This is a genomic window from Imperialibacter sp., assembly GCF_040222815.1.
Taxonomy (GTDB): Bacteria; Bacteroidota; Bacteroidia; order Cytophagales; family Cyclobacteriaceae; genus Imperialibacter.
The window spans coordinates 334,357-351,433 of record NZ_JAVKCH010000026.1 but is presented as its reverse complement, the minus strand read 5'-3'; the positions used below and the strand labels follow the sequence as shown (position 1 = coordinate 351,433).

The 17,077-nt window shown below is 45.9% G+C and carries 9 protein-coding genes; 2 read left to right on the top strand and 7 right to left on the bottom strand.

The genetic code is table 11. The features are described from left to right. Nucleotides 1-142: 142 nt before the first annotated feature. The 7 genes from RIF36_RS15240 to fbaA all read right to left on the bottom strand — a co-directional run bounded on the left by RIF36_RS15240 (nt 143) and on the right by fbaA (nt 14,144). On the bottom strand, nt 143-1,732 hold the full coding sequence (locus tag RIF36_RS15240; RefSeq protein WP_350069289.1) for a RagB/SusD family nutrient uptake outer membrane protein: 1,590 nt from the start codon (nt 1,730-1,732) through the stop codon (nt 143-145). An 18-nt stretch (nt 1,733-1,750) separates the two neighbouring features. Next, nucleotides 1,751-4,729, bottom strand: a complete 2,979-nt coding sequence (locus RIF36_RS15235; protein ID WP_350127192.1) for a SusC/RagA family TonB-linked outer membrane protein — start codon at nt 4,727-4,729, stop codon at nt 1,751-1,753. A gap of 812 nt (nt 4,730-5,541) precedes the next feature. Further along, nucleotides 5,542-7,512, bottom strand: a complete 1,971-nt coding sequence (locus RIF36_RS15230) for a plastocyanin/azurin family copper-binding protein (protein WP_350127195.1) — start codon at nt 7,510-7,512, stop codon at nt 5,542-5,544. 19 nt (nt 7,513-7,531) lie between these two features. Beyond that, nucleotides 7,532-9,355, bottom strand: coding sequence for a 3-keto-alpha-glucoside-1,2-lyase-like domain-containing protein (locus tag RIF36_RS15225; RefSeq protein WP_350127198.1), 1,824 nt, complete (start codon nt 9,353-9,355; stop codon nt 7,532-7,534). Nucleotides 9,356-9,514: 159 nt separating this feature from the next. Next, nucleotides 9,515-11,191, bottom strand: a complete 1,677-nt coding sequence (locus RIF36_RS15220) for an alpha-amylase family glycosyl hydrolase (RefSeq protein ID WP_350127201.1) — start codon at nt 11,189-11,191, stop codon at nt 9,515-9,517. Between the two features lie 5 nt (nt 11,192-11,196). Continuing rightward, the gene (locus RIF36_RS15215; RefSeq protein WP_350127204.1) at nt 11,197-12,951 is read right to left on the bottom strand and encodes an alpha-amylase family protein; all 1,755 of its coding nucleotides are present in this window, start codon (nt 12,949-12,951) and stop codon (nt 11,197-11,199) included. A 128-nt stretch (nt 12,952-13,079) separates the two neighbouring features. Further along, nucleotides 13,080-14,144: a class II fructose-bisphosphate aldolase gene (gene fbaA / locus RIF36_RS15210; protein ID WP_152000132.1), complete on the bottom strand. Its 1,065-nt coding sequence runs from the start codon at nt 14,142-14,144 to the stop codon at nt 13,080-13,082. Nucleotides 14,145-14,356: 212 nt separating this feature from the next. On the opposite strand from fbaA, the gene RIF36_RS15205 reads away from it, so the two are divergent. Both RIF36_RS15205 and RIF36_RS15200 read left to right on the top strand, forming a co-directional pair. Beyond that, nucleotides 14,357-15,379, top strand: a complete 1,023-nt coding sequence (locus RIF36_RS15205; protein ID WP_152000133.1) for a LacI family DNA-binding transcriptional regulator — start codon at nt 14,357-14,359, stop codon at nt 15,377-15,379. Nucleotides 15,380-15,510: 131 nt separating this feature from the next. After that, nucleotides 15,511-16,998, top strand: coding sequence for an MFS transporter (locus tag RIF36_RS15200; RefSeq protein ID WP_350127207.1), 1,488 nt, complete (start codon nt 15,511-15,513; stop codon nt 16,996-16,998). Nucleotides 16,999-17,077: the final 79 nt, after the last annotated feature.

The window sequence follows — 17,077 nt, the reverse complement described above, 5'->3', positions numbered from 1 at the left end:
GAAATAAGCTACAAATTAAGCAATTGGGTATTGCCATACATTGATTGGTGAAAGGAATGCTAAAAAACAGGACTCCTGAGCTACTTGCTCAGGAGTCCATATTTTTGGATGATTTCCAATTATGGAAACCGACCCAGTTGAATTAATTATATCCTGGATTCTGAACCAATTTGTCGTTCGAATCGATTTGTGGCTGAGGAATTGGGAAGATGATTTCATGAGTGTCCGCAGGATCAGCTGCTTTTGCCCACCACGCATCATGCCATTTACCGAAGCGGATCTGATCCTGACGACGAGTCATCTCCACATACATTTCTCTTCCTCTTTCGTCAAACAACATGTCGCTGGTTAAAGTAGCAAAAGGATCTACACCAGCTCTTTCACGGATTTGGTTGACCAAAACCAATGCCTCGCCTGTATTTCCCATCCTGAACTTGGCTTCTGCCAAAGAAAGAATAATGTCTCCTAACCTGAAAATAACGAAGTCATTGCTCATGTTGTTGGTGCCACCACGCTCAATCTCATACTTACCAATTCTGGCACCACCTTGTCTCCATCCGTTAGGGAACAACTCATTTAAAGCAGGGGTGAAAGTAAGGTCTGGGCCATTAGGGTCAGCTGCATCCACACCTGGATCTTGTGTTATTGTGCCGTCAGGATTATACTGTGGGCCAACAATAAAGTTAGACAGACGCTCGTCCTGTGTTCCTTCAGAAGGTTCAAGCGCTAAGCCAGCCCAAACGTCACCTTGTGGGCCAGGGTTTTTCACAGGATCGATATAAGAGTTGTAAAACTCCTCTACGGTCTGGTAACCATTCCATGGCTGTTGAGTCAAGCTGAAAGTAGTTTGGCTGGCAAGGTGAAGGGTCATCATTACCCAGTTAAATCCACCCGCAAACACCTTGTCATAAGGATACACATAGATGTTCTCTCCGGAATTCTGATTACTGATGGCGAAGTTATCTGAATAAACTGGCTCCAGTGAATAAAGACCGCTATTGATGATCTGCTCCGCCGCATCAGCTGCTTTGGCCCATTGGGCTGTTCCAGTGTACACTTCTGCATTCAGGTACATCTTTGTTTTAATAGCAAGGGCAGCCCATTTGGTCATCCTTCCATAAGTTGCAGCTGTTTTCTCAGTCGGGAGCAGGCCAATTACTGCATCAAGTTCTGATTCAATGAAGTTGTATACTTCCTGTCTTGTTGCATTTGCTGGGGGCTCGGTGTCAGTAAAGTCTGTCACCAAAGGAATGTTACCAAAGGCATCCATTCCCCAATAATACCAAAGCGCTCTCACAGCTCTCAATTCCGCAATAAATGCGTCGGCTTGAGGTGTTCCCAGTTGCTCAAATGAGTAGATCAAACGGTTGGTAGTGTTAATACCACCATAAATCATACTCCACGCACTGTTGAACAGTCCGTTGTTGGCAGGGAAGTTGTGCTCATGAAGCTGAATGAGTACACCGCCATCGTACCAGTCACCACCTTTTTGGCTGATTGCAATTTCATCAGATGAAATCTCATTGATTGACCAAAGGTTGAAGTGGTTGCCCAGTCCGCCGAAGGCTGCATAAGCCTGTCCAAGTGCTGCTATGAACTCTTCTTCATTTTTGAAGAAGTTGTCGGCAGTAATATCGCTATATAACTCTTCTTCCAGGTCGGTACAAGACTGACTAAAAACTGTCAATCCCAGCCCAACTAAAAGAATACGTCTTAAGAATGATTTTTTCATTTTTTAATTCTTTAAAGTTTAGAATCCAAGATTGATGCCGAAAGTAAATACACGAGTGGTGAAGTATGTTACCCTTCTTTCAACACCGGGAGCCAAAGGATCATCGTTGTTGTCGTTCGAGTCGTCAAACGAGTCAGCAAACCTTACTTCAGGATCAATGCCTGTATAACCCGTCACAACAAATGGGTTTTGTGCTGATAAGTAAACCCTGAAGTTGCTAAAAGCACTTCCAGGGGCCAGGTTAACCCTGTAACCAACCGTAGCGTTGTCCAGCTTGATAAAATCCGCTTTCTCCACATGGCTGCTGTTCACTTTGGCATCTTTGATTTCTGGATCAAAGTACTTGGTGTTCACCACATTGTAGTTGTCTGTTGTAGTACCCTGAGTGTTCTCATAAAAACCTCTGTAGGAATTGTAAAGCTCATGGCCCACAGCACCTCTGAAGAATAAGTTTATATCAAAGTTTTTGTAGGTGAACGAGTTGTTGAATCCGAAAGTGAAATCTGGCAGGCCATTACCAACAACAGTTCTGTCGTCGTCGCAATCACAAAATGTCCCGTCGCCGTCGATGTCTTTGAATTCTGGTGTTCCATTGTCAAGAATACCCACTTGAACAGGGCCCCAAAGTTGACCTAGCTTCTCACCTTCTTTTACTCGAACAAGGTTAGTAGCATTCTGTCCTGGAGAACCCATATTCGCTCTGTAAAGAACGCCACCACTACCAAAGCTCAAGTCTCCGGAAGTCAAACTAACCACCGTAGTGCTGAAGGTAGAAAAGTTGATGCCAGGTGTCCAGCTAAAATCTGAGGTGTTTACCGCCGCATAGTTGAATGCTGCTTCGAAGCCGATGTTCTCCAATTCACCAATGTTTACAAGCGTGCTACCAAACAAATTCGGCGGAACAGGCACTGTTACCTGCAAGATCAGGTCTTTTGTATTTCTCTTGTAGAAGTCCAATGTACCGGTCAATCTGCTATCAAGGGCAGCAAAATCTAAACCGAAGTCGATTTCATTTTTAGTTTCCCAGGCCAGATCAGGGTTGGCGTTGGAAACTGGGCCGTAAGAAGGTACGTATGCACCGTCGATAAAGAAGTTGCCCTGACGCCCGAATCTCTGAAGCGACGCATAGGATGACCCAGGCTGGTTACCTGTGATACCCCAGCTGGCTCTGAATTTCAAGCTGTTAACACCAGGAAGATCGAACAGGTTCGACAATGTAACACCACCGCTCACGGCTGGGAACAAGCCCCACTTGTTGTTAGCACCGAACCTGGTAGAGCCTTCATAACGAGCACTGGCAGAAAGGAAGTAGGTACCCTGATAGTTCATATTGGCCCTGCCAAAAAACGCCACCAGCTTGTTGGAGTTCTTGTAGCTTGAAATGCTACCAAGTCCATTGGCAAAATCAAGCGCCGCTCCCATATTGTTATAGGTAAAAGCATCAGTCAGGAAGTTGCCACCCTGCATGAAGTTACCTTCGTTCTGGAAGTCCTGATAAGAATAACCACCCAATAGGGCAATGTTGGCATCACCAGCAGTGATATCGTAGTTAACTGTTGTTTCAAAAAGTTCGTTGAACCTATCGTTGCGTGAGATATCAGCCAGACCAGATCTACCAAATCCACCACCAAACTTGGCAGTTTTAGGAGAATAATTACCTCTCCAATCACTTTCCCACTGGCGGGAGTAGAACACGGCCGTTCTAAAGTTGCTTGTGAAATTGTATTCACCACGGATGCTTGTCAACAGGCGAGTGTCTTTGCCATCGTGAATATTCTGCTCAGCAATAGACAATGGGTTGTACCAATCGAAAATGTCTCTTTCAGCATACCCGGCAAAGTTACCACCAGCGGTTGGGCTGGTTGTTGTATTGTCGTAGATAGGCATTGTTGGGTTGGTGATAATACCATAACGGAATGAGTTGGCGTCTCCGTAGGTTGCATCCTTGGAAGTGGAGGAAATGTTCACCGTGAAAACTGCCTTGTCATTCAGTGCCTTTTGAGTAAGGTTCAATCTACCGTTGAGTTGCTGGAAACCGGAGTTGATACCAACACCTTCTGCATCACGCACGTTCAACGACGCACGGTAGGTAGTGCTGCTTGTTCCTCCGCCAAGTGACAAGTTGTGCACTTGAGAATAGGCTGTTCTTGTAAGGATATCGAGCCAATCAGTGTCCGAGCCAAGGTCGATGGCGCCAGGAAGTTTCTTGTATTCAGCAGCATCCATTACTGGGATTGTTCTGGCAACGTTTTCCATGGCAATGGATCCGTTGTACTCAACTGACACTTTGCCAGCCTTACCAGTTTTAGTAGTAATAAGAATCACGCCACTGGAACCCCTTGTTCCGTAGATTGCTGCAGCAGACCCGTCTTTCAATACATCGATAGAGGCAATGTCGTTAGGGTCCACTGTGTTCAGCGAACCGCCAATTACACCGTCGATAACAACAAGTGGTTCCGCATTGGCACCCACTGTGGACACACCTCTAAGACGGATTTTAAAGCCTCCGTTGGGGTCACCACCAGGTCTTACCACGTTCAAACCAGCTACTTTACCCTGTAGAAGCTGAGCGGGGCTGTTTACTGTTCCCTTGTTAAAGTCTTCGGCTTTTACACTGGTAACTGAACTGGTGATCTCTTTTTTGTCCTGAGTACCGTAGCCCACCACTACCACTTCACTAAGTGACTGAACGTCAAGTTCAAGGGCAGCATCAATTACTGCTCTGGAACCCACGGCAATAACCTGGGGGGTGTAGCCAACAAAAGAAAAAGAAATAGAAGCATTTGCACCTACACTAATGGTGTAATTTCCATTAATGTCTGTGACTGTACCATTGGAGGTTCCAGCCTCCAAAATGTTAACACCCGGCAAACCCTCTCCGGATTCCGCATCTGTTACCTTTCCACTGACTTGCCTGTCTTGTGCCAGCGCCTGACCAAAAGTCAGCGCTACAAGACAAACTACAGGGAAAACGTACTTCAGTAGTCGTTGTCTCATAAAAATGTAGTTTAATAGTTGTTTGGTAAAACTTGTTTAAAGTGATCTACTCGTCCGTTTCGGGACTGCCGAAATATAGCCGCACATGTAAAAACATGAAGAGCAAATGTTGCGATAGTCCTTTTTAGACGGGTGAAAATCCTTACAATTTTCTTAAAAAAAATCAATTTAGCTAAAATATAAGGCTAAAAAGATTCAAACAAAAACGTTTTTGTTGTCATTATAATAATGTAATCGTTTGCGAAAACGTTTTCGTAAATACGCTGGCAAATCTTGGAAAAGTATAATTGGCAATAGAACTTGTACTTTGTTGAGTAATTCTCAAAGGTGGTTTTGATTCTTTTGGAAAAGCTCAATTTTTCAGCTTTCCAGGCCCTCAATGGAGAGGAATTCGGACAGTGCCAGCGGCAGATATTTGAAAATGAGGGATCAAGCGGAAAACCTGGGGAGCAAGACGCTTAAATCACGCTGTACCATTTGGCGAACCATAAGCATTAAAGAAGCAAAACTGGTTCAATGCGTCTCGCCCGGCCGGGCTTCTCCAGTCGGATAGGCTTGGACCTTTTGCTTCTTTATGTAATGACAAGATACTCTTGCAAAAAAAAAACAATCCCCAGAAATATTGCTTGATCCAAAATGAGGTACGCCATTGATTTGCGTACGATTGTCTGCATATGACGCTGCCGATGGTTATCACAGGTTATGTGCTGGTGATTGGAAGGGTTGGATCGACCTCCTTCATCTACCTGGCGAATAGTTTAGGCGGATAAAGGAGGTGGAGATGTTGGCTGGCCAGTGTTACCCAGTGTGTTCTATTCAACAATTAATACACCTCTCATGCTGGCAGCATGACCTGGGAAGGTACACACGTAGGTGTATCTGCCAGGGGCAGTTGGTGCTTCGAAGTAAATAACATCCTTTTCCCCCGGACCTATCAGTTTGGTGTGATAAAGAACTTCTTCTGCGTCTGGAACATAGGCTTTGTTTTGTCCCTCCAGACCAAGGTCTATGGCCAGCTGAGCAATTTTGTCGGCGGCACCTGGTTTCACAATAACCACGTTGTGGAGCATGTCGTCCGGGTTATTGAATTCCATTTTGATCTTACTTCCGGCCTTTACGGTTATTTCAGATTGATCAAACTTGAGGCCGGGAACAGGCTCCAACACAACGGTCTGGTCTGGCCCGTTAGTCCAGGAAGCAGGCATCTCAACTACCCGTTTGCTGCTTGTCACGTTGGCGGTGCCAGCCGTTGACGCCGTGTGGGCAGAATGATCGGCCGATTCGTCACTTCCCCTTACCCTGCCAGGCACGTTGTTCATGGTGTAGTAGCCGGTATTGTGAAGCAGGGTTTCGCCTTTACTGTTTTTCACACCTGCGGGCTTCACTTCATATATATACCCGTCTCTTATCTGATCAATCACCAGCTTCACTCTTAGCTGGTCGGAGCTAACTTCCACACTGGTTATGTTTCTTTTTTGAAGATCGGTTACAGGGCTGCCATAGTTGTGATGGTACAGATACGTAAAATCCTGAACTGAGTAATTAGACGGGTTGGAAGCTGTGGCGAGATCCACTTTCTCTGTGAATTCAATGCTGAAACCGTCTTCCAATGCCCGAATTGTCTTCATCTCGAACGGAAGTTTTCCGGTGTACTGTAGTTTTTCCAGCCCGAAGTTGTCCTGCCCGGTGGAAGACCATCCCCTGCTCGTCATACCCACATAAATAATATCTCTTTTGGGCGACCACTGCATGCGAAGAATTCCAGACGAAAACCCTTCTCTAAAAGGAAAGCAAACGCCCTGATATTGGCCATTTACTTTCTCCTGATATACCCTCATGATTTTGCTATGCCCCTGGTCGCCAACAAGAAACTGGTTTTTGAAAGGCCCAAAGTTGTCGTTGTCGATCAGCAAGATGTCCGACGTAGAAATGCCCATAAGCGTGTGAGGAAACCAAACGCTCGGAGCTTTCATCTCTGGAACAACTTGGGCATATTCATGCAGGGTGTAGCCAAGTGTATCTACGATGTCCTCCATTTTCAGGCTGACAGGGGAGCCTTTTTCCCCAGACCATTTGAGGCCTTCGGGGTGCCCAACAAAATCGCCGGACTCTATGTGGGTCATTCTGCCAGAACCCACCCAGTCGCCCTGGTTTTCTGCGTAGAAGATATCTCCTTCGGCGTTGACATTGAAGCCGGCCGGTGAACGCATGCCCACCGCAATGGGGGTCATTTTTCCTTCAGGAGTAATTTTCACCATCCATCCATGCCATTTTGAAAGACTGGCACCACGACCAACCCAACCAAGGTTGAGCGTTACTATCATGTCGCCATTTGGCAAGATCAGCGGGCCATAGGAGTATTCATGGTAATTGGCAGCAAGCGGCCAACTGTAAATAGTTTCGTATCTGTCGGCCTTTCCGTCTTTATTAAGGTCAGACAATCTGGTTAACTCGCCTCTTTGAGCTGTGTAGAAAATACCGTCTCTGAAAGCCAGCCCCAAAGGCTCATGCAATCCCGTGGCATATTTTTTAAATATTGGATTGCTGCCGGACGGGTTTTCAATCAGCCATATGTCACCTCTTCTGGTGCTAACACCTAGCTTCCCGTTGCCATCAAAAGCCAGACCACCGACTTCCAACACGATGTCTGCGGGAATGGGAACCTTTGAGATGCTAAAATGTGCAGCCTCCTTTTTTTGGATATCGGTTTGGGCTTGTACGCTAACAGACAATCCAATAAGCAGTACAAGAAGTATATGCGAAGTTGTGTTTTTAAATTTCATAATGTTGGATACAATTCAATTACCATGCAATAGAATAGGTGAGAGTCGATTTGTCTGAAGTCCCGGGCAGTTGAACCAAGAGCTCCTTGTCGAACCTGTTAACTACATTAATGTCAGCTTTTTCACCTACAATAATGTAATAGCTTCCGTCTACGCAGTACCAGCCATTTGACAATTGGTAGATACTTTCTCCAGAAGCAATCTGGAACCAATTGAGTCCGTTGGAGCCAGGATTTTCAAAGGTGATCTCTCTTGTAATACCTTGCAGGTCGTCAGAGGGCCGTGCTGTATCCTCAATTTTGAGCTCGTTCATTTCGTAGCGAATCACTGGGTAGCCGCCTTCGTTGATGTCGTATCCAAGCACTTTAAAACCTTCCTGGGCTTCTAAGGGCCACTTGTCGCCAGGTGCCACTAGTCGGGCTACCGGCACCTGGTCCGAAAAGTCGATGCTAAAGTTGAGCGGTTTCAAAAGCTGGGGTTCACCACGGCCTCGCCACATTTCGCTGGCGTCTGCATAGGCACCTTTCCAACCTTTGACCAGAGAACCGTTGAGCAGGTCATACGAATAATTGATTTTTTCATTGGTGACTACAGATATTGGATGAGTTTTTCGGGTGTTTTTGTACTCAAGAAAACTTCTCACAAGCCTGGGCTCGGTTTCAGACTCAACAACCATTGGCTCCGGCTTTCGTCCCGAACCGCCATAAGGATTAACTCCGAACGATTGCCGGGAAATTTCCGGGCCCTCGTAGTATATCATTAGCATGGAGCTCCACACATCCTGATAATACGAACTTTGAAAGGTGTGTGTCCCTTTTTCCAGCGTGATTAGCCCTTTGCCGGCACCAAAACCGGGCTCTCCGTCGTTGTGTACAACAACTTTCCCGTCAATGATTAAGTCCCCACCATCATCTATCAAAGTTTCAAAAAGGTAGTCGCCAGAGTTTGGCACCGAGAGATTGCCTTTGAAAATCACGCCATAGTGGTCGTTACCGTCAGCCAGACCGACAATAGATAGCTCATCTACTTTGCCGGTTTTAGCCGGGGTCATTGTGGTAAAGTCGGGGAGCTTGTCCCAAATGCCTTGATAAAGTGAGTATTCAAGGTCACTTAATATAAGCTTTTCAAGACCAAAAGACTTGTACTTAATGTCCTTCAGAGCGACCGAGTTGTTTGCCGCAGTGAAGATAAATGAGCCAGAAGTCGATTCTTCGTTGTCAGGCGAGAATATTGCCTCCTTCACCTCTACGCCGGATTGAATGAGAAATCCGTTTAAATACACTTCGGAGAAAACGGCGTTTTTAGTTTTCTGCCCGTCGCTGCCAAACCGAGGTGCTTTGAAGGATATCCTCACGGTTTGCCACAGACCAGGCATTTTCAAGGCATTGACAGCTGTACGCTGAGTACTGTCAATTCGTACTGGAATGCCTCCGCCAGACTTTTCGGTTTGTTGTCCGTTAGCAAACTCCGCCACGATGAGTGGGTATTGCTCCAGTAAAACTATTTTTAAATCTGCCCCATCTGACAGAACAAAGCTAAATTCCAGTTCCAAATCAGTGTGTTTAATTCCGCTGGAGATTTGGCCCGAGTCGTTGCCGCTTTTTACCAGGTTTCCGCTTCCTGCTTTCGCTTCGAAGCCATTTGGAACGGCCAGCACCTCGCCTGCGATAGCCCAGTCTTTGCCTATGTCAGTGAACCCAGACAAGTCCGATAGAGCAACAAGCTTCATTGGAAGGGCGTCGGGAACCTCAACTGATGCACTTTCTTCAGTTGAATGATCGGAGCAGGAGGTTAAGAAGAAGGCAGTTAGAAAGGCTAGCGTAAAGTATCTCGATATTCTCATAAGTAGTAAGTATTAATCTAACTGAGGGTCGATTCAGTCAAATAGTCTTGCAAGTAAACAGAACTGAGCAAAATTTCCCGGGAATTAATGTTTGAATGGCGTTGGCCGTCAACCTTTGGGCGAAAATTGCAGGCATCTCTATCAAGCCAAATGGAAGCACTAAGTGCCTATTGGACCTAATAAAACAATATTGTAGTCAGACTTAATGGCAACCTCTCCATTTTTTACCTCACCTGTTTGGCCACTATAGTAGTCTTTTAATTGGGTTCCGTCGGGAAAAACTCCACCAACCGGGATTAGTTTTTCACCCTGCTGCGCATCAAGTGCAATTACAACCCGGTCTTCTAATACACCGTCTTTGTAAATGCGTGAAAAAACATAAGGCATTTCACTGATTTGCTCATGCCTACCCACGCCAACCGCCACGTGATCTCTCTTGAAAGTGCCGAGTTTCCGCCAATGGTCTAGAATGCTTTGCACACTCTGGTCGCCAATACTCGCATTGTCAGAGATTTGTTCCCAGTTCATAAAAGACCTAAGCACAGCATCGCCTGAGGCCCCCTCGTACTGTAGAAGGCGCCCCGATTCGTCGCCATAATAAATTTGAGCAGCACCAGGGGTGAGTAAGAGTTTGGTTCCCGCTTCTATGGCTCTTTCCCTGGTGGCATCGAATGGCTGGCCGTCGTCGTGTGAGCTTAAATAGTTCAGCGTACCATTGCCAATGAGGCTCGTGTGGAGCAACGTATCGTACTTTTTGAAGATCGATTCGTAGTCTTTTTGGGCATCGTACTTAAATTCGAAATTGATCAGGCCGTGGAACCCCTGGTCGAAATAGTCGACTTTTCTGTCACCGAAATCGTACCAACGACCACCACTGACGCCGTAGTTGTATACTTCGCCCACCATGTAAAACTCATTGTCGTCGAGCACCTCATCAGGGTGGGAGTGCTTCCAGTCACTAAAAGCGATTAGCACTTCTTTGTACAACTCGCTCCAAACAGATTCTTCTACGTGTTTGGCTGTGTCTACCCTGAAGCCGTCGACGCCAAATTCCCGTACGTAGTCGGTCAACCACTTAATGATGTAATATCGAGGTGCCCTGGGATAGCCAGTTCGTTCGAAGAATTCATTGAGCTCGGCTAATTCTTGTTCGTAACGCCCTTCAGCTTTCCATTTCTCTACCAAATGGCCTGGAAGCTCCACTTTCTCATCGCTTCCGCTTAGTAAATCCGGCAGATTTTTCACTAGCGTGCACGACACGGTTGTTTCATAGTCCTGATAAACACATTGTGGTTCGGTTCTTACCCAGTCCACCCAGGCTGGGTCTGCTTCAGTAACCGGGCCGGTGTGGTTCAGCACCACGTCCAGCACCACCCTGATTCCTTTAGCATGGGCAGCCTTGACCAATGCTGCCAAATCTTCTTTCGTGCCGAAATTGGGATCGAGCGTCGTCCAGTCTTTGGCCCAATAGCCATGGAAGCCGTAGTTGTTGCCAAAGCCTTCGTCAACTGATCCGTGTATTTGCTCGACAACAGGTGTAAACCAAAGTGCAGTTACCCCAAGGTCAGTGAAGTAGTTGTCTGATATTTTTGCATTGATACCTTTGATGTCGCCACCCATGAATCCCCGGAGGGGAGCCGTTTCACCGGTTCTGCCAAAATTGACATCGTTGGTTGTGTCGCCATTGTTGAACCTGTCTGTTAACAGAAAATAGACAGTAGCGTTTTCCCAGAGAAAGGGGGCTTTTACAGCCTCAAGTGCCGACGCTTCCTTCTTTGGGGTTTGGCAAGAGAAGATTCCCGCCAGTAGAAAAATAAAAGTTATTCGTCTGGTCATAGGAGTTAATTTTTGCCAGTTAGCCGATAAATTTTAAAGGAATTCGGAGCTATTTCAAAAGACAATGCGTTGGGCGAATCTTTCGATGTTAGGTCATCGGACGGCACAGTCAATGCTTCACCTTTGTTGAGGTAATTCGTAAAGGTGATCGATTTTTTCTGATGCATATTAAAAGCCGTTAACGCATCAGCAGGTATTTTTAAAAGCACTTGCTCGTTTCCTTCCTTGTTGAAGTTAACAGCTATCAGAAAGGCGCTCTTTTCGTCGTGGCGCAAAAACGTGAATACATTATTGCTGTGCCCTGTAAATTCAGCACTCCGGTTGAAATAGTGCAGGTCGTAGAAGCCGCCTGATGCAATGATTGGTTCTTTTGAAGAAAAGGAGAGGATAAACTGATAGAATTCTCGTAGTTCTTTTTCTTCAGCAGACAGGTTTCCGCCATCAAATTTTCCGCCAGTCATCCATGCCTGGTGATTGGGTACGCCCCAGTAATCGAAAATGGTTGTTCGGCCATCTTCTCCCGAAAATCCTTCACTGCCAGTAGCTGGCTCGCCTACTTCCTGACCGAAGTAAACCATGACTGGCCCCGTGTGCATGGTGGCCGTGAGTACCATGGCCGGTATAGCGTATTTTGCGTTGCCAGCAAAAAAAGGAGAGGCGATTCTTTGCTCGTCGTGGTTTTCAAGAAAGCGCAGCATGTGTTGGGCAATACCCTCCTGTCTTTGCCACACAGTGGTAATGTGGTCTGTGTTGGCCTTGCCTTCAATGATATGCCGCAGCGTATCGTAAAGCTCTACCTTGTCGTACAGATAGTCAAAATGCCCCTTTTCGATGTAGTTTCTATATTCGTTGGGGTTGTAAATTTCCGCAATGAAAATGATGTCAGGATTGATGGCCTGCACTTTCGGAATGACCCATTCCCAAAATTCCACCGGCACCATCTCTGCCATGTCGCACCGGAAGCCATCTACCCCTTGTTCAGTCCAGTAGGTCAGAACCTCCAGCATTTTGTTCCAGGTATCTGGAATAGGATCGAAATGTCTTTCTCTGAAATTGACGTAGTCAACCCCATAGTTAAGTTTTATGGTTTCAAACCAGTCGTTGATGGATGGAGTAGGGGAGAAAACGTCATTCCCCGTGGCTTTTGCGGGCGACTCCATGTAGAATTGGTCTTTGGTAGGGTGCTCATGGCCAGGCAAGGGATCGTACCCCGCCGGAATCTGAAATGGCTGGCCTGGAATGTAGTAGAAATTGTTAGATGCTTTAAATGCTACCGACACATCATCGTCAGTACCAAATCCCTTTACACCTTCAGGAGCGGCGTCGGAGGAATATCCTCTGGCTACATGGTTCGGCACAAAGTCGATGAGCACTTTCAGACCCTCTTTGTGCGTTCTGTCGACAAGCGCAACGAACTCCTTCTTTCTGTTTTTTGGGTTTACGGCAAGGTCTGGACTGATGTCGTAGTAGTCTTTGATGGCGTAAGGCGAGCCTGCTCTGCCCTTAACTACATCCACATCGTCAAGCGCAATGCCTATCGAAGTGTAGTCCGACATGGTGGCATGCTCCAGCACACCAGTATACCAAATATGTGTAGCGCCAAATTTCTTTAGTTCTTTGAGCGCTTTGGCATTGATGTCGGCCATCTTGCCAACTCCGTTTTCCTCAATGGTGCCATACCGCTTGTTGGTATTGGCCTTGTTACCAAAAAGCCGTGTCATTATTTGGTAAACGATTATTTTATCTGATTTACCAGCCATAAAAGAGGAGTCTAGGGTGGAAGAAGATTGGTGACTTTCAGGGGTTGAGCATTGGATAAGAAAACACGAGACAACGACAGTTGCCGTCAGTTTAACTACTTCCAATAACCTGAAAGTCACCAAGGCAACTAAGCGTTACGATTGATGCAATTCAAGTCTTCGAACGATTGCTTCAGGCGAGCCACAAAAGTTTTTTCACCTTCTCTGAGCCAGGCTCTTGGGTCGTAGAACTTTTTGTTCGGCTTGTCGGAGCCTTCAGGATTACCAATCTGCGATTGCAGGTAGCCTTCGTTTTTCTTATAGTAGTCTTTCACACCGTCCCAATACGCCCACTGCATGTCGGTATCGATGTTCATTTTGATGGCTCCGTAAGAAATAGCTTCACGAATTTCAGCTCTGCTAGATCCGGATCCACCGTGGAATACGAAATTGACTGGCAATGGCCCGGTTCCATGCTTTTTGATGATAAACTCCTGCGAGTTTTTAAGAATCACAGGCATCAGCTTTACGTTGCCAGGCTTATATACGCCGTGAACGTTGCCGAAGGCAGCAGCTACTGTGAAGTTGTCGGAAATAGCTTTTAGCTGTGTGTAGGCGAAATCCACTTCCTCGGGCTGCGTGTAAAGCTTTGAGCTGTCAACGTCGGAGTTGTCGACACCATCCTCTTCTCCGCCAGTCACACCCAATTCGATTTCAAGTGTCATGCCCATTGCAGCCATTCTCTTGAAGTACTTGGTGCTTATTTCCATGTTCTCTTCAATCGACTCTTCTGATAGGTCGAGCATATGGCTGCTATACAAAGGCTTTTTGTGCGTTTCGTAAAATTTCTCACCAGCGTCGAGCAGTCCGTCAACCCATGGCAAAAGTTTTTTAGCGCAGTGGTCGGTGTGAAGAATTGTTGTAACGCCATATTTTTCTGCCATCAAATGCACATGCTGGGCACCTGAAATGCCACCGGCAATAGCGGCGAACTGGTTGTCGTTGCTTAGGCTCTTTCCGGCGAAGAAAGAAGAGCCTCCGTTGGAGAACTGTATGATAACGGGTGAATTAACAGCCTTTGCAGTTTCAAGTACTGCATTCACCGTGTTTGTGTTGATCACATTGACCGCAGGAAGGGCGAAGTCGTTTTTGTTTGCATAGTCAAACACTTCCTTTACTTCGTCGCCTGATATTACGCCTGGTCTGAATTTCATAGTATTATATTTTATTGAATTTGTTATTTACAGAGGGAAAAATCAAAATTATCCCTAAAAGACAAATAAGCAAAGAGGGAGCCAAGTTTAGAGTAAGCAAACAGCCTAAATCGGTTTTTAGTTGAAAAATTTATAACTTCTTAGCCAAGTTTGTAGAATTTGATGCCTACTTTTAATTTCGCTCTTCGCCTTGCGGATAAACCTTATTATAAATGAAGAACCCACCGGTAACTATTAAAGACATTGCAAGGGAGCTGAACATTTCTCCCTCTACAGTATCCAGGGCGCTAAAAGACCATCCGGACATAAGCAAGGAGACAAAAAAGGCCGTTAGCGAGTTGGCAGCAAAGCTGAATTACCAGCCAAATTTGATAGCCCTTAGCTTACGAAAGAGTAAGACCAACACTATTGGTGTTATCATCCCTGAGATAGTCCACTTCTTTTTTTCTACCATTATTAGTGGTATCGAGGATGTGGCTTACAAGGCCGGCTACAACGTAATTATTTCACAAACCAATGAGTCGTTCCTCCGTGAGGTTTCCGATACCAATGCGTTGGTTAATAGTAGGGTTGATGGCATTCTTGCTTCAGTGAGCAAGGAAACTGTTTCGTACGATCATTTCAGAAATCTTATTGATCGAGGGATTCCCCTCGTTTTTTTTGACCGGGTTTGTGAAGAGTTGAACACCAGTCGTGTGATTGTTGATGATTACGATGGTGCTTTTCAGGCAACCGAGCATTTGATCAGCATAGGCTGCAAAACGATCGTGCACCTTGAAGGACCAAAAAACCTTGATATCACAAAGAACAGGAGAGACGGATATCTGGCAGCCCTGAAAAAGAACAACCTGCCGATAAATGAAGACCTTATTATTCATTGTGAGCAAACAACCTTCGATGAAGGTAGTCGCCAAATAGCCACTCTTTTCGATAAAAAGTTGACGTTTGATGGCATATTTGCTAACAACGACATGGTGGGGATCGGTGCAATGATAGCGTTGCGTGACAAAGGTGTTTCTGTTCCAAAAGACGTGGCTATCGTTGGCTTCAGTGACTGGGAGATTTCGTCTCTCATGCAACCATCGCTCTCAACAGTATCTCAGCCCGGTTTCGAAATGGGCCAGAAAGCCGCTCAGCTTTTTATTGAGCAAAGTGAAGCAGATGAGGATGAGTTTGTGCCTCGCACCGAAGTGTTGAAAACGAAGCTGATCATCAGAAAATCTTCGATGAGGTAGGATTTAAAACAAGCGCATTACTATCCCGTTTGTTTGCCTCGTGCAGCTTAATTCGAGATCAACAACATTGTGACTGAATCCGACATGTTTGCATTTCGGATTTTTTGATTTTACCTACTTGCTTAAACAACATGGAAAAACCCCGTCTTAGTTTTTGGCAGATTTGGAACATGAGTTTTGGGTTCCTGGGCATCCAATTTGGATTCGCTTTGCAAAATGCCAACGTGTCGAGAATCTTTGAAACACTTGGTGCCGAAATTGACAATATTCCCATTCTCTGGATCGCTGCGCCAGTATCGGGTTTGATCATACAGCCCATTATTGGCCACATGAGCGACAACACCTGGACCAGACTAGGTAGAAGACGACCTTATTTTCTGGCTGGCGCTATTATGGCTTCTCTGGCGCTCATAATCATGCCCAACTCACCCACTCTGTGGATGGCAGCTGGCATGCTCTGGATCATGGATGCATCCATCAATGTTTCCATGGAGCCCTTTCGTGCGTTTGTCGGCGACATGCTTCCCCCTGGCCAACGAACCACTGGTTTCGCCACACAAAGCTTCTTTATAGGTACCGGCGCTGTGGTTGCTTCCGCACTTCCCTATGTGCTTACTAACTGGTTTGGAATACCCAACACAGCACCCGAGGGCATTATCCCACCTTCTGTTAAATACTCCTTCTACATCGGCGGAGCCATATTTTTGATGGCTATCATTTGGACTGTGCTGAAGACAAAGGAGTATTCGCCGGAAGAACTTGCTCAATTTGAAAATGATGCAATAGCCAGTTCGGATCAGTCAAAAGAAAACACAGCCAAAGTATCAACTTACCTCAATGTTGGGCTGGTTTTGTTAGCGATGGGAATTGGTTTGACACTGGCCCTGGCGTATGTAAATGCCGAAAAAGAGGTGTACATACTCGCCATTGGACTGATCGTTTTTGGACTTGTAGAACTCATAGTGGGGTGGATGTCAAAATCAGGACTGAGCAATGGTTTGACCTTCATCATTACTGACCTGAACAACATGCCGGTTACCATGAAACAACTGGCTGTTGTGCAGTTCTTTTCCTGGTTTGCTCTTTTCGCTATGTGGATTTACAGTACTGCGGCGATCACTTCGCATGTTTACGGCACAAAGGATGCTGCCTCTCAGCTATATAATGATGGAGCTGACTGGGTAGGAGTGCTGTTTTCGGTCTACAACGGAGCGGCTGCCTTACTCGCTTTTGGACTTATCTGGCTGGCTAGTAAAACCTCCAGAAAAATCACTCACACCATTTCCCTGGTGATAGGGGGAGTAAGTTTTATTGCAATTTCTTTTATAAAATCTCCTGAGTTACTGGTTATTCCTTTTTTGGGTATTGGCTTGGTTTGGGCTAGTATTTTGGCGATGCCTTATGCTATTCTTGCAGGCGCTATACCCGGCAGGAAAATGGGGGTCTACATGGGGATATTCAACTTCTTCATCGTTATCCCGCAAATATGTGCCGCCTCCCTGTTAGGTTTTTTGGTGAAACGGGTATTTGAAGGAGAGGCGATTTATGCACTTATTATCGGGGGAGTCTCGTTTATTATTGCCGCTGTCATGGTGCTGCTTGTGAAAGACGAGAACTGATTTGTTTTGGCAATAGAAAGGGCTTCCGAGCAAACAACCTTGAAATATCCGTGGCTAGATATTTTACAAAGGAAGGTGA

What these genes read in the sequence shown, in the direction of transcription:
- RIF36_RS15215 (WP_350127204.1), bottom strand. Translation starts at nt 12,951, where the DNA reads ATGGCTGGTAAATCAGATAAAATAATCGTTTACCAAATAATGACACGG.
- RIF36_RS15205 (WP_152000133.1), top strand. Translation starts at nt 14,357, where the DNA reads ATGAAGAACCCACCGGTAACTATTAAAGACATTGCAAGGGAGCTGAAC.
- RIF36_RS15225 (WP_350127198.1), bottom strand. Translation starts at nt 9,355, where the DNA reads ATGAGAATATCGAGATACTTTACGCTAGCCTTTCTAACTGCCTTCTTC.
- fbaA (WP_152000132.1), bottom strand. Translation starts at nt 14,144, where the DNA reads ATGAAATTCAGACCAGGCGTAATATCAGGCGACGAAGTAAAGGAAGTG.
- RIF36_RS15230 (WP_350127195.1), bottom strand. Translation starts at nt 7,512, where the DNA reads ATGAAATTTAAAAACACAACTTCGCATATACTTCTTGTACTGCTTATT.
- RIF36_RS15220 (WP_350127201.1), bottom strand. Translation starts at nt 11,191, where the DNA reads ATGACCAGACGAATAACTTTTATTTTTCTACTGGCGGGAATCTTCTCT.
- RIF36_RS15240 (WP_350069289.1), bottom strand. Translation starts at nt 1,732, where the DNA reads ATGAAAAAATCATTCTTAAGACGTATTCTTTTAGTTGGGCTGGGATTG.
- RIF36_RS15235 (WP_350127192.1), bottom strand. Translation starts at nt 4,729, where the DNA reads ATGAGACAACGACTACTGAAGTACGTTTTCCCTGTAGTTTGTCTTGTA.
- RIF36_RS15200 (WP_350127207.1), top strand. Translation starts at nt 15,511, where the DNA reads ATGGAAAAACCCCGTCTTAGTTTTTGGCAGATTTGGAACATGAGTTTT.